The sequence below is a fragment of the Vreelandella lionensis genome, from assembly GCF_044543515.1.
Taxonomy (GTDB): domain Bacteria; phylum Pseudomonadota; class Gammaproteobacteria; order Pseudomonadales; family Halomonadaceae; genus Vreelandella; species Vreelandella lionensis.
Map to the genome: position 1 here is coordinate 82,508 of NZ_JBITWC010000012.1, position 12,346 is coordinate 94,853.

Below are 12,346 nucleotides of genomic sequence, written 5' to 3' on the forward strand. Positions count from 1 at the left end.
TTGATTCATGGAGCGGCCAGGGTGCTGGCACGCTGGGCAGCAAGCCGCTGTGCAAGCGATAGCGCGACGCCCAGGCTATTGGGGTCGGCAGTGCCGCGGCCCGCCAAATCCAGCGCGGTGCCGTGGTCCACTGAAGTACGTACCAGCGGTAGGCCGAGGGTAATATTCGCAGCTTGCCCAAAGCCTGCGTATTTTAGCACTGCCAAGCCCTGGTCGTGATACATCGCCAGCACCGCATCGACTCCGGCTAGGTGGCGTGGAGTGAACAGCGTATCGGCGGGCAGCGGCCCTTGGATATCCAGACCCTCAGCGCGCAGGACGTCGAGGGCAGGGATAATAATATCCAGCTCTTCGCGGCCCAAATGACCCTCTTCACCCGCATGGGGGTTGAGGCCGCACACCGCAATGCGTGGATTCAAGATGCCAAATTGGCGCCGCAAGTCAGCGGCCAGTAAGCGGCTAATCTGGGTGACCCGCTCAAACGTAATGGCATCGGCCACATCACGCAGCGGCAGGTGGGTCGTTACTAGGGCCACACGCAAATCGCCGCCACCTTGCCAAAGCGGGTTCTTGGCATGCAAGGCAGCATCGGTGGCCAGTAGCATCACCACGTCATCCACGCCGCAGGCATCGCGCAACCACTCGGTATGGCCGGTGAAGTGGGGAAAGCCGCCTTCGATGATGACCCCTTTATGTAGCGGCGCGGTGACCATCGCCGCAGCCTGCCCTGCTTGGCAGGCGTCTACGGCGATTTGCAGTGTTTCTAGCACGTAGCTGGCATTGGCAGGATTGAGCACCCCAGGCGTGGCAGGCGCGCGCAGTGCGGCGGGCCACACCACCAAACGCCCTGGAGAGGATATATCCAAGCTACCCGGCGCGGCCTCGACGACCTCTACGGCCAGCCCGAGCAGCTTGGCGCGCTGGCGCAGCATCTGCGGGTCGCCCACCGCCACCGTATTGGCTAAGTGCCCACGAGCGGCCAGCATCAGCGTCAGCTCTGGCCCGATGCCCGCGGGCTCACCGGTGGTAAGCAGCAGCGGCCGCGTCATTAGAGACGGATATCCACGAAGGCCTGTTCACGAATTTCACGCTGCCAGGTTTGCAGCTCTTCGTTGGCACGACGCTGGAAGATGGCTTGGCGCACCTGCTCACGACGGCTCTCTTCGGTCACGTCCTGACGGCGGCGCTCCAGCACTTCGATAACGTGGTAGCCGAACTGAGAGCGTACCGGCTCAGAGAGCTGGTTAGGGCTGAGCGATGTCATGGCTTCTTCAAAGGCAGGTACCGTTTGGCCTGGGCGTACCCAACCCAGGTCGCCGCCGTTCATGGCGCTGCCACGGTCGTCGCTGTATTCACGGGCCACTGAGGCGAAATCTGCGCCCTGCTGCAAGCGCTGGCGGGCTTCTTGGGCACGGGCGCGGGCTTGGTTTTCATTGCGCGTGGGGGTTAGCTCTACCAACACGTGGCGGGCACGAGTCTCTTCAATAAAGGCTTGATCTTGCTGGCTCGGCTGCTGGCTTAAAAAGCGCTCAACGTCGCGATCAGAGACCGTCACTCGCTGGCTAATTTGACGCTGTTGCACTTGGCGCATCAGCATTTCGCGGCGTACGTCTTCACGCACGTCAGCCAGAGTAATGCCGTCGGCTTCTACCGCATCGGCAAACTGATCCAGCGTCATGTTGTTGGATTCGGCAATGCTGCGTAGCTGGCGGTTGAGTTCGGTGTCATCCACACTCAGATTGGCTCGGCGGGCCATTTGCAGCTGGATTTCATCCATGACCATACGCTCCAACACTTGCTGGGCCAGCTGGTTACGCGGCGGCAAATTGCCGCCCTGAGCCGCTGCTTGCTGCTCCACCTGGGCAATGCGGTCATCCAACTCGCTGCGCATGATGACGCCATCATTGACGACCGCGACGACGCTATCCAACTGCTGACGCTGGGCCGACTCGAAATTTTGCGCATGCACGGTCAGCGGAACCAGCGCCGCACCCGTGCTCAGGCAGAGCACCATCAGGCTGCCTGCGGACAGCTGGGTGGCTCGTTTCTTCAGCGCGCAGCTCAGCAAGGTCTTTCTGATCATCATAAAAAGTCTCTTTCAGTCGCTATTTTAAAGTGGTCGTTCATAAGGGCGTGGGACGGTAGCCAGGAATCGCCTGCTCAAAGTAGCCGTCGGCCTCTTGACCCACGCCACCTAGACCACGAAACACAAAGCGCAAAAATAGCCCGCGGTCGTTGAAGTCATCGCCAACCCGCGCCGTATCGTTATCGTCGATCCATTCACGCCATACCAGCTGTACGCCATAGCAGCAGTCGTTCCACTGCAGACCCGCGAGCTGTTCCAGGGGACGGTTGTTGGTTTGATCGTGCAGGTAGCGGCCAATCAAATCAATCCTTGGGTTCGCTTTCCACGCCAGCGAAAGATCCCACTCTTCGCGACTGTAGTCACGGAAGCCATCGTCGCCGGGTATCACGCTCGGATCGAACCCTTCGATCTCCCAACGGTAGCCAAGGTTCACTACGTGTCCTTCCGGGTGGCGATAGCGTACATCCACACTGGAGCGCTCGGTCTGTTCACGCTCGTCATCGTAGAGCCATTCGTAGCCGGTACTCCAGCGATCCGATATTTGCCAATCCAGGCGAGTGACCAGCGGAGAGCGGTCACGGGTGGCCTGATAGCGGCTTTCCGGATTCACGGAAGGGTCTTCGCTGGGGCGCGGCGGCAGCGTGCCCGGGTCGCCTTCACTATCGATGCGCCGCTCGGAGAAGTAGTAGCTTTGGCCTATGCCTAAGGTGAGCCTGTCTCGTCCGTTGCTATCTTCGATAAAGCGTGACTGAACGCCTAACGATACGCGATTGAGATCACCCACGCGGTCGGCACCGGAGAAGCGGTGGGGCGACCAAAGTTGGTCCCAGGAGAACGCCCGTTCGCGACTATCGAAATCAGGCAGTTGGGTCTGGTCGGTGCGCGGCACATAGGCATAGTTCACACGCGGCTCTAGCGTTTGCCGGTAGTCGCGCCCACCCAGCTCAAGCTCGCGCTCGAAGACCAGACCGCTGTCGATGGAAGTAATCGCCACACTGCGGGTGGGCGAGGTGGTGCGATCAGTGACTCGGTCGCCATAATCCAGCTGGTAAGCGGTGTGCCAAAGCTCGGTGCGCGGCTCTATATAGCCCCAAGGCTTCTCATAGCGCCAGCCCACAACAGGCGTTAAGTGCAGGCGCGACCCAGTCGCCGCTTCGCGCTCCGGCACTCGACGCTCATCCACATCGCGCCAGAAGTAAGTGGCATTCGAGCGCCACTGGGTATACAAGCCGTTGCCCAACTGCCAGTCGGAGTTGGCGGTTAAGCTGGGCAGGCGATAAAACGGGCGATCGGTGTCGCTAAGCGGGTCTTCCAAACGTTGGAAGCCCTGGGCGCGGGCGTCTAACTGCCAGCGCTCCCCGCGGTAATCCACCTGGGCAAGGCGCTCCATACTGACCCGGTCGCTGTTGCCAAACTCGCCACCAAAGTCGTCAAAATAGCGCCCGTCGCTGGCGGCGCCGTAACGGAGCCGGTAATCACTGCGGGGCGTTAACGTGCCCGCGTGTTGGGCATCAATGTACCAGCGGTCGTCGCCTTCAAAGCGGTTGTCACCGCTATTGGTGCCGCCGTCGCTATCGAGATAACCGCCCTCGACCAAGCCTTGGCTCTGTTCTAGCAGGTAACGATACTCACCGTTGAGCAGCAATCCTCGGTCAGACATCCAGCGCGGCGTGATAGTAGCGTCTTGATTAGGTGCAATGTTCCAGTAGAACGGCTGGGTATAATCAAAGCCGTCGCTGGAAAAACTGACCGAAGGCGACAGCAGCCCGGTATGGCGGCGGTCATCAATGGGGAAGCGCAGCCACGGCCAGTAAAATACCGGCACATCTTTAACTTCCAGGCGCGCATGGCGGGCAGTGCCAAACCCTGCGGCTTGATCAAGGCGAATATCGCTACCTACCAACTGCCAGCTATTGGCGCCGGGGTCGCAGGTGGTAAACGTGGCCTCCTGAAGGCGGTACTGATTTTCGCCGGTCTGCTCTAGCTGGCTGGCCTGGCCGCGCAGGTGCTGGTCGTAGAGCACATAGTGGCTGTTACGCAGCGAGGCGCGGTCTTCGTTCAGCATGAGGGTGGCTTGCTCGCCACGCACCAGGGCTTGTCCGTCGCGGATAGCCAGGTTGCCCTCAGCATCCACCTGCTGACGGTCTGCGGGTAGAAAGACGCGCTCTGCCTGCAGTTCGGTATCGCCCCGGCGTAGTACCACGTCGCCACGCAGCAGAGCTTCACCGTCTGCGGCGTAATCCACTTCCCGGGTTTCTACCGAGAGCGTTTCCGGGTTCTCTTCCGCTGGCAAGCGGTAGGCGGGCATCACATAGCGCCCCCGGCATAGCTGTTGCGGCGCTTCTTCTTGGCTCCAGGCCTGCCAGTCCAGCGCCTCTGCGGGCAGTGCTTGCCCCTGCGCCACCGCTGAAAACGAGGCGCCAGCGAGCAAACTGCCCAGCAGCGTATGCGCAACCGGTACGGTGCGCGAGATTCGCTTGCCCATGTTCGTTATCCTTGGCATCCAGAATCGGTATTATACAGCCCGCATGATGCCCGACCAGCAAGGAGCTTGCATGTCCTCTTCTCGGATTGACGCCCTCACTCAGTGGGCGGCGCAACACCACGGCCTTGATAGCGCCACCATTCGCCTCTCTGCTGCGGGCGGTGACGCCAGTTTTAGGCGCTATTTTCGACTAACGCTACCGGATGGCAACACCCAAGTGGTGATGGATGCACCCCCGGCACAGGAGGACTCGGCGCCGTTTGTGGCTATCGGCCAGCGCTGGCACGCCGCCGGGCTGCCTGTGCCTTACATTCACGCCAGCGACTTAGACGCTGGTTTTTTGCTGCTTGATGACTTGGGTGACACACCGCTGCAGGCCACCTTTACCGACCCGGCCCGCACAGTGCAGAGTCATTTAGACGCACTTGCTTTGATTGCCCAGTTGCAAAACCGCACTAACCCGGCCGCCCTGCCTGACTACGATGCCGCCCTGCTTGGCCGGGAGCTGGACCTGTTTCCCGAGTGGTGCCTGGGGCGCTGGCTGTCGCTATCAGTTCCCGATAGCTGGGAGGCAGTACGCGATAAATTGATAGAGCATGCATTAGCGCAGCCGGTGGTGAGCGTCCACCGCGATTTCGATGCGATGAACCTGATGCTGCACGATCAAACGCTTTACATGATCGACTTCCAGGACGCTGTGGCAGGTCCGCTCAGCTATGACGTCATCTCCCTGCTGCGGGGCCGCTACTGCCGTTTTAGCGCTGACCAGTTTGCCTCCTTCGTCGGCGCTTTCTATCAGCAGGCGCGGCAAGAGGGTCGCCTGACCCGCTCGGTCAGCGAGGAAACTTTTTTAGCGCAGTGCCACGCCATGGCCGCACAGCGCTCGCTAAAAGTGCTGGGCATCTTTTGTCGGTTGACGCTGCGCGACAGCAAAGAAGGCTATTTAGCCCGCCTGCCCCACTTTTTGGCGCACCTGGAAGATAGCCTAGCGGCCCTACCCCAACACCGCGAGTTTGCCGACTGGGTAACGGGCGTGCTGCGCCCGGCGATCATGCAGCGCCTGGAAGAGGGCGCGCCATGAAGGCGATGATTTTGGCGGCAGGCCTGGGCAAACGGATGCGCCCGCTCACCGACCACTGCCCTAAACCATTGCTGCCCGTGGCGGGCAAACCGCTGATCGTGCACCACTTGGAGCGCTTAAAGCGTGCTGGCATTAATGAAGTGGTCATTAACGTGAGCTACCGTGCTGAGCAAATTATCTCTGCACTGGGCGATGGCTCGGCCTACCAAATGTCCATTCACTGGAGCCAGGAGGCTAGCCCGCTTGAGACCGGCGGCGGCATTCAACAGGCACTACCGCTGCTGGGCGATGCGCCGTTCTTACTGGTCAATGGCGATGTCTGGTGTGACTACCTGCCAAGTGTTTCCGCACTGGCAGCAGGTGATTTGGCGCACCTGGTATTGGTGGATAACCCCTCCCACCATCCCGAAGGCGATTTTGCGCTACACCAGGGGCGCGTTTCACCACACGGGGAGGCCCGCCTCACCTTTGCAGGCATCAGTTTGCTACGCCCGGAGCTGGTCGCCGGTGAGCCCCCCGGCGCCTTCGCCCTGGCCCCACTACTGAAACGGGCCATGGCAGAGCACCGCGTTAGCGGCGAGCACTTTGCGGGCCACTGGGTCGATGTGGGCACGCCTGAACGACTGGCCGAGCTTGATAGGCACCTTCAATCAGCCTGATACCAGCTGGCAGCGCACGATGAAGCCGTGCGTTGCCTTCTAGAAATGTTATGCTGCGCGACTTACCTTTCGTCGCCAAGATGAGGAGAGCAACGTGAAAGCACGGGTAAAATGGACCGATGGCCGCCAGTTTGTGGCGGAATCCGGTAGCGGACACAGCGTTGTGATTGATGGCCCACCCGACCACGGCGGTCGCAACACCGGCCCTCGGCCGATGGAAATGCTGTTGATGGGCATGGGCAGTTGCACCGCCTTTGATATCTTGAACATTCTTGATAAGGCCCGCGCAGATGTCACCGACTGCGTTGCCGAGCTGGACGCCGAGCGCGCCGATGAAGTGCCGTCCGTGTTCACCAAGATCCACGTCCACTTTGTGGTCACTGGTCGTGGCTTAAAAGAGAAGCAGGTTCAGCGGGCCGTGGAGCTGTCGGCAGAGAAATACTGCAGCGCTTCTATCATGCTGGTCAACGGCGGCGTTGAGATCACTCACTCCTTCGAGATTGTCGAGGCTTGAACCCCACGCCGCGACACCTTCACTCAGGTTCAAAAAAAATGGCGTGGCCGGATGCAACCCTCGCCTCGGGCGGGCATAATACGCCCGCTTGTTTTTCCCCATACTGCGTAGTGCGGGGCCGCTCGATGAATAGCGGCTGCGTCAGCACGGTAACAAGTGTTTATCGGTTCCGGCGCTGGATCGTCGGGGTGTCTTCATCTGCCATAGGGAGGTTCGGACGTGTCAGATAATCTCCGACTCCACGGGTTCAACAACCTGACAAGCTCGTTGAGCTTCAATATTTACGACATCTGTTACGCCAAAACCGAAGAGCAGCGTGCGGCTTATATCGACTATATCGATGAGCTTTACAACGCCGAACGTTTGACGCAGATTCTCAAGGACGTGACCAATATTATCGGCGCCCATGTGCTGAATATTTCGCGTCAAGATTACGAGCCCCACGGCGCAAGCGTGACCATCCTGATCGCCGAACACGAGCTGGATGAGCCAACGCCTGGGCAAACCGAACCAGGCCCAGGCCCGCTACCGGAAACCGTGGTGGCCCACCTGGATAAGAGCCACGTGACGGTACACAGCTACCCAGAGTCGCACCCTGACAACGGCATTAGCACCTTCCGTCTGGATATCGATGTCTCGACCTGTGGGCATATCAGCCCGCTGAAAGCGCTGAACTACCTGATCCATAGTTTTGATTCCGATATCGTGACCATGGATTACCGCGTGCGCGGCTTTACACGGGATGTGGACGGCAAAAAGCTGTTTATTGACCACGACATCACCTCGATCCAGGACTACTTGGCGGAAGACACCAAGCAGGCCTATCAGATGATCGACGTGAACGTGTATCAAGAGAACATGTTCCACACCAAGATGCTGCTGAAAGACTTCGAACTGGATAACTACCTGTTCGGCACCTCTCGCCGCGACATCACCTTTGAAGAAGCGCGGGATATCGAAAGCCGCCTACGTAAAGAGATGCTGGAGATCTTCTACTCCCGCAATCTCGATTAAGGCGTTGCCTTAAGCAAGCTATGAAGCCAACGAAAAGCTGCCCGCGGGCAGCTTTTTTTATGCGCCCTGTTGATACGGCTAGTAAAAACCTGCCTCGCCCTCAGGACGGGTTTTAAAGCGTCGATGCAGCCATAGGTACTGCTCGGGGTGCTTGCGAATCGCCCGCTCAATAAACGCATTTACCCGCGTAGCATCGGCCAGTTCATCGCCGCTAGGGAAATCTTCAAAGGCGGGCAAACACTCAATGGTGTAGGTGCGATTATCCGGATTACGATGGAACATTAGCGGCACCACAGGGGCGCCCGTCATGCGGGCAATTTTGGCCGTAAGACGAATCGTCGCCGCTTGCTGACCAAATAGCGGCGCAAAGACGCTCACATCGCGGCCAAAATCCTGATCCGGTGAGTACCAGACAATGTGCCCTGCTTTGATACGGCGCACCACCCCACGCAGGTCGTGGCGGTCGATGGCTTGGCCGAAAATACGCGAACGGGCGCGGGTCATAAAGCGCTCGAACAGCGGGTTGTTATGGGGGCGATAGACCACGTCTGCTGGGATAAATAGCGAGTGTAGCGCTCCACCTAAATCCAGCGTTGAGAAGTGAATACCGACCACCAGCACGCCTTTGCCCTGCGCTTTGGCGCGGGCAAGATGCTCCTGCCCGTGATAGGCGACCCGATGACGCATCCCTTCTACATCGCGGCACCAGCCTGTGGCGGTTTCCACCAAGCCAATGCCGTTGGCAATAAAGGTTTCTTTGACCAGTTGGCGCTGCTCATCTGCGCTTTTCTCCGGAAAGCAGAGCGCAATGTTGGTGGTGGTGATGTGCCGACGGCGCTTCACAAAACGCCACGCTAACAGGCCAATCGCTTTACCTACCCATAGCTTCAACCGCCAGGGGAGCCACGCGGCCACATACATTAGGCCAATCGCCAGCCATGTCGGCCAGTAGCGAGGGTGCGCAAAGGAGCGCGGATAAGACGATTTTGACATACAGATAACCGTTTAAACGTGAGCCCCATGATAGCGCCGAGGTGCCCTGGGAAGCACACTGGTCAGCAGCGTATAGCTGATGGTATCGCAGTAGCGGGCCACCTCGTCCACCGGCAGCACACTGCCATTGCTAGCAGTTCCCCATAGCACCACTTCACTGCCAATCGCGGCATCAGGCACATCGGTAACGTCCACCGTCAGCATATCCATAGAGACCTTACCGGCAATGGGGCAGCGCTGGCCGTTGACCAGTACCGGTGTACCATCGACCGCGTGGCGGTCATAGCCATCGCCATAACCTGCGGCGACCACGGCAATTTTAGAGGGTCGCTTGGCCTTCCAGCGGCCGCTATAGCCCACCTGTTCCCCCTCCGCCAACTCGCGCAACGCAATAATCTCTGAGCGTAATGTCATCACCGGGCGTAGCTGCTGGGTGATCTCGTTAGCCACTTCCAGCGGGTCGCTGCCATAGAGCATCACGCCGGGGCGATTCCAGTCGCCATGTGCGGCAGGCCATGCCAGCGTCGCCGGGGAGTTGGCCAGACACAGCGGTGCCTTCAGCTTGGCAGCCAGCGCTTTCAGCGTATTCATCTGGCGGTTGAAGTAGCTAGGATCTTTCGCATCGGCGGTGGCAAAGTGGCTCATCAGATGCAGCGCCGTTACCTGCGGAGTATCCACCAAACGCTGCCAAACACTGGTCGCCTCCTCCGGCGAGAACCCCAAACGGTGCATCCCCGAATCCACCTTTAACCAAACAGGAATAGGCTGCCGTGGCGAATACGTCAGCAGCGCTTCGACCTGCCACGCACTGTGCACACTGATCCATAAACGTTGCTGGTCGACCAGCGCCAGCTCATCGGCACTGAAAATACCCTCTAGCAGCACAATGGGCGCTTTGATGCCTCCTTCGCGCAGGCTCAGCGCCTCTTCGATGCAGGCCACTGCAAATGCCGGAACGTCAGTTTCTAAGGCACGGGCACAGGCCAGTGCACCGTGGCCGTAGGCATCGGCTTTAATGACGGCAACTGAGCGGCTTTGCGGAGCGCAGCGGCACGCCAGTTGATAGTTGTGACGCAGCGCGTCCAAATCAATATGGGCCACTAACGGGCGCATGGCTCTCTCACTTACTAGGTCACTGACCGGCGTACTTGCCGGACTGAGCGGAGTCACTCAGTAATGTATGAATGAAAATGGTTCGCCCTAAAAACAGCGCACCGAGCAGATAACTCGGTGCGCTATTAATACTTCCGTTGGGCTTGTCGGAAGCAGCTGGTTTAACTCTCGACCCGGAATTAACTCTCGAAAATCGCGTCGAGGGAAAGCCCCTGTTTTTCCAGGGAGCGGCGCAGCTTCTTTAACGCTTCTACCTGAATTTGTCGAACGCGTTCCCGCGTTAGGCCAATCTCGGCACCCACTTCTTCCAGCGTTGCTGCCTCGTGACCGCGTAAACCGAAACGGCGTACCACGACTTCGCGCTGTTTTTCGCTTAGCTCATCCAGCCAGTGGTCCACGTGTTCGCGCACGTCGCCATCCACCAAGCACGCTTCTGGCCCCAGCACCTCATCGTCGGTGAGCGTATCAATCAGCGGCTTATCGCTGTCGCCGCCCATGGGATAATCCACCGACGACACCCGCTCGTTAAGCCCCAGCATTTTCTTAACTGTCTCGACCGGTTTATCAAGATGCTCGGCGATCTCTTCGGCGGTAGCTTCGTGATCCAGCTTTTGAGTCAGCTCACGGGCAGCGCGCAGATAAATGTTGAGCTCTTTCACCACGTGAATCGGCAGACGAATAGTACGCGTCTGGTTCATCAGCGCACGCTCAATCGTTTGGCGAATCCACCACGTGGCGTAAGTAGAGAAGCGGAAGCCCCGCTCGGGGTCAAACTTCTCCACCGCCCGAATCAAACCAAGATTACCTTCCTCGATTAAATCGAGCAGCGTTAAGCCTCGGTTCAGGTAGCGTCTGGCAATCTTGACCACTAGACGCAGGTTAGACTCAATCATCCTTGAGCGGCCAAGCGCATCGCCTTTACGCGCTAGGCGGCCATAGTAAACTTCTTCTTCCGGCGTCAGCAGCGGAGAAAAGCCAATTTCGTTAAGGTAGATCTGTGTCGCATCCAAGCTTTGAGTCGATTGACGGTCTTCACGGCCCAGCGCTTTTTCAAACGCTTCCTCCTCTGCCGTGGCGTCGTCGTCGGCGTCATCTAACGCCTCTTCAACCTCATCCAGGTCAATCTCCTGTAGGTCCTTTTCCAGCATACTCATGGTCATACCCCCGTTGTCTCGCCTAACCGCCATTTAGAAAAGTAAGGGTGGTCGCACTCCCTGTGCGCATACACCTTATTGTTATATGACGCTCTAATTCAGCTATGCGGGTTGCCCTAGCAGGCTTGACACGTTACACCTGCTAGGTAATGACTAGCGCGATGGCAGATAGTCCAACGGATTTTGCGGCTGACCATCGCGGCGCACCTCAAAATGCAGTTTGATGGCATCTGCATCGCTATTGCCCATCGTGGCAATCACTTCACCTGCCTCGACGACATCATTCTCTTTGACGCTTAAACTATCATTATGTGCATAGGCGCTGAGAAACTGATCGTTATGTTTCAGTAGTATTAGGTTACCGTAGCCACGTACACCGCTACCGGCATAGACCACAATACCAGGGCCTGCTGCACGAACAGGTTGCCCCTTTTGCCCGGCGATATCAATCCCGGCTGTAATGCTGCCTCCCTGCCCAAACTCACCGGTGACCTGACCATCGGTTGGCCATTGCCAATCGATGTTTTCGGCAGGCGTAAAGGTACGCGACGAGCGATCGGTACGGGCGGTTTGAGTGGGCTGAGCGGCAGGCTCTGGCTCAGCGGCAGGTTCCGGCTCTGGCTCTGGGGTCGGTTCAGGCGTGGGCGCTGGCTCCTGCGCGGGCTGAGCTGGCGGCTGTTGATTAGTGGATTCAACCGGGGCATTAGCAGCGGCAGCCACCTGCTGGGATGCTTCCACCGCCGTGCGCTCAGCCCGCTCGGCGGTTAGGCGCTGGTTACGTTCAATGGCGCTCTCATCAGGCAGCAGCCAATCCAGTTCCTGGTCGTTGCTTGCCACGGCAGTCGCCTGGGGCTGCAGGCCCGTTGCCACCGCGCCACTTGCAACAGCAGGCGCAGGGTTGGCACTGGGCTGGTTAGTAACGCCACCCGCTCCTTCACGCAGCGCAATGGTTTGTCCGGGGTAAATTTGATAAGGCGCTTCAATATTGTTAATAGCTGCCAACTGGCGATAATCCAGGTTGTGCTGCCAAGCAATACCGTAGAGCGTATCACCTGCCTTAACGCTATATTGGGGCGAATTCTCGACCGCGCTGCGGGCTTCGCTCAAATCGCGCACCTGCGGCGTATTGTGCTGCTGGTTAGCACAGCCGCTAACTGCCAGCGCCAATACCGTCATGATGAAAACCTTACGCATCAAACCCTACTCCTTTTCAACGCCGCGCGCTAACTAACAATTGAACGACACTC

Annotated in this window: 11 protein-coding genes; 4 read left to right on the forward strand and 7 right to left on the reverse strand. The window is 58.7% G+C overall.

The genetic code is table 11. The features are described 5' to 3' along the window. Positions 1-5: 5 nt before the first annotated feature. Genes pdxA through ACIGG6_RS09430 form a run of 3 tightly spaced genes read right to left on the reverse strand, consistent with a single transcriptional unit; the run spans position 6 to position 4,571 of the window. A complete protein-coding gene (pdxA, locus tag ACIGG6_RS09420) occupies positions 6-1,049 on the reverse strand; it encodes a 4-hydroxythreonine-4-phosphate dehydrogenase PdxA (RefSeq protein ID WP_399844106.1) in 1,044 nt (347 codons plus the stop codon). Beyond that, a complete protein-coding gene (locus ACIGG6_RS09425) occupies positions 1,049-2,086 on the reverse strand; it encodes a peptidylprolyl isomerase (RefSeq protein ID WP_399844108.1) in 1,038 nt (345 codons plus the stop codon). The genes pdxA and ACIGG6_RS09425 overlap by 1 nt, the downstream gene beginning before the upstream one ends. Positions 2,087-2,123: 37 nt before the next feature. Further along, positions 2,124-4,571 (reverse strand): LPS-assembly protein LptD, encoded by a 2,448-nt coding sequence (locus ACIGG6_RS09430; protein ID WP_399844110.1) that lies wholly within the window; start codon positions 4,569-4,571, stop codon positions 2,124-2,126. A 70-nt stretch (positions 4,572-4,641) separates the two neighbouring features. Between ACIGG6_RS09430 and ACIGG6_RS09435 the strand changes: the two genes are divergently transcribed. The 4 genes from ACIGG6_RS09435 to speD all read left to right on the forward strand — a co-directional run bounded on the left by ACIGG6_RS09435 (position 4,642) and on the right by speD (position 7,839). After that, positions 4,642-5,652 carry an aminoglycoside phosphotransferase family protein gene (locus tag ACIGG6_RS09435; protein ID WP_399844112.1) on the forward strand — a complete coding sequence of 337 codons (1,011 nt, stop codon included), beginning with the start codon at positions 4,642-4,644 and terminating at the stop codon, positions 5,650-5,652. Continuing rightward, complete coding sequence (gene murU, locus ACIGG6_RS09440) at positions 5,649-6,311, forward strand: N-acetylmuramate alpha-1-phosphate uridylyltransferase MurU (protein WP_399844113.1); 663 nt, start codon at positions 5,649-5,651, stop codon at positions 6,309-6,311. Before ACIGG6_RS09435 ends, murU begins: the two co-directional genes overlap by 4 nt. Positions 6,312-6,405: 94 nt before the next feature. Further along, complete coding sequence (locus tag ACIGG6_RS09445) at positions 6,406-6,825, forward strand: OsmC family protein (protein WP_253501342.1); 420 nt, start codon at positions 6,406-6,408, stop codon at positions 6,823-6,825. A 219-nt stretch (positions 6,826-7,044) separates the two neighbouring features. Continuing rightward, the gene (gene speD, locus ACIGG6_RS09450; protein ID WP_044629679.1) at positions 7,045-7,839 is read left to right on the forward strand and encodes an adenosylmethionine decarboxylase; all 795 of its coding nucleotides are present in this window, start codon (positions 7,045-7,047) and stop codon (positions 7,837-7,839) included. A gap of 78 nt (positions 7,840-7,917) precedes the next feature. On the opposite strand, the gene lpxL is transcribed toward speD, so the two are convergent. The 4 genes from lpxL to ACIGG6_RS09470 form a co-directional block, all read right to left on the reverse strand. Next, positions 7,918-8,832 (reverse strand): LpxL/LpxP family Kdo(2)-lipid IV(A) lauroyl/palmitoleoyl acyltransferase, encoded by a 915-nt coding sequence (gene lpxL, locus ACIGG6_RS09455; protein WP_399844116.1) that lies wholly within the window; start codon positions 8,830-8,832, stop codon positions 7,918-7,920. A 12-nt stretch (positions 8,833-8,844) separates the two neighbouring features. Continuing rightward, on the reverse strand, positions 8,845-9,945 hold the full coding sequence (gene alr / locus ACIGG6_RS09460) for an alanine racemase (protein WP_399844117.1): 1,101 nt from the start codon (positions 9,943-9,945) through the stop codon (positions 8,845-8,847). A 179-nt stretch (positions 9,946-10,124) separates the two neighbouring features. Further along, positions 10,125-11,099, reverse strand: coding sequence for an RNA polymerase sigma factor RpoS (gene rpoS / locus ACIGG6_RS09465; protein WP_253501333.1), 975 nt, complete (start codon positions 11,097-11,099; stop codon positions 10,125-10,127). 153 nt (positions 11,100-11,252) lie between these two features. Next, complete coding sequence (locus tag ACIGG6_RS09470) at positions 11,253-12,293, reverse strand: peptidoglycan DD-metalloendopeptidase family protein (RefSeq protein ID WP_253501330.1); 1,041 nt, start codon at positions 12,291-12,293, stop codon at positions 11,253-11,255. Between the last annotated feature and the right edge of the window lie 53 nt (positions 12,294-12,346).

What these genes read in the sequence shown, in the direction of transcription:
- ACIGG6_RS09435 (WP_399844112.1), top strand. Translation starts at nt 4,642, where the DNA reads ATGTCCTCTTCTCGGATTGACGCCCTCACTCAGTGGGCGGCGCAACAC.
- ACIGG6_RS09470 (WP_253501330.1), bottom strand. Translation starts at nt 12,293, where the DNA reads ATGCGTAAGGTTTTCATCATGACGGTATTGGCGCTGGCAGTTAGCGGC.
- pdxA (WP_399844106.1), bottom strand. Translation starts at nt 1,049, where the DNA reads ATGACGCGGCCGCTGCTGCTTACCACCGGTGAGCCCGCGGGCATCGGG.
- ACIGG6_RS09430 (WP_399844110.1), bottom strand. Translation starts at nt 4,571, where the DNA reads ATGGGCAAGCGAATCTCGCGCACCGTACCGGTTGCGCATACGCTGCTG.
- lpxL (WP_399844116.1), bottom strand. Translation starts at nt 8,832, where the DNA reads ATGTCAAAATCGTCTTATCCGCGCTCCTTTGCGCACCCTCGCTACTGG.
- rpoS (WP_253501333.1), bottom strand. Translation starts at nt 11,099, where the DNA reads ATGAGTATGCTGGAAAAGGACCTACAGGAGATTGACCTGGATGAGGTT.
- murU (WP_399844113.1), top strand. Translation starts at nt 5,649, where the DNA reads ATGAAGGCGATGATTTTGGCGGCAGGCCTGGGCAAACGGATGCGCCCG.
- ACIGG6_RS09425 (WP_399844108.1), bottom strand. Translation starts at nt 2,086, where the DNA reads ATGATGATCAGAAAGACCTTGCTGAGCTGCGCGCTGAAGAAACGAGCC.
- alr (WP_399844117.1), bottom strand. Translation starts at nt 9,945, where the DNA reads ATGCGCCCGTTAGTGGCCCATATTGATTTGGACGCGCTGCGTCACAAC.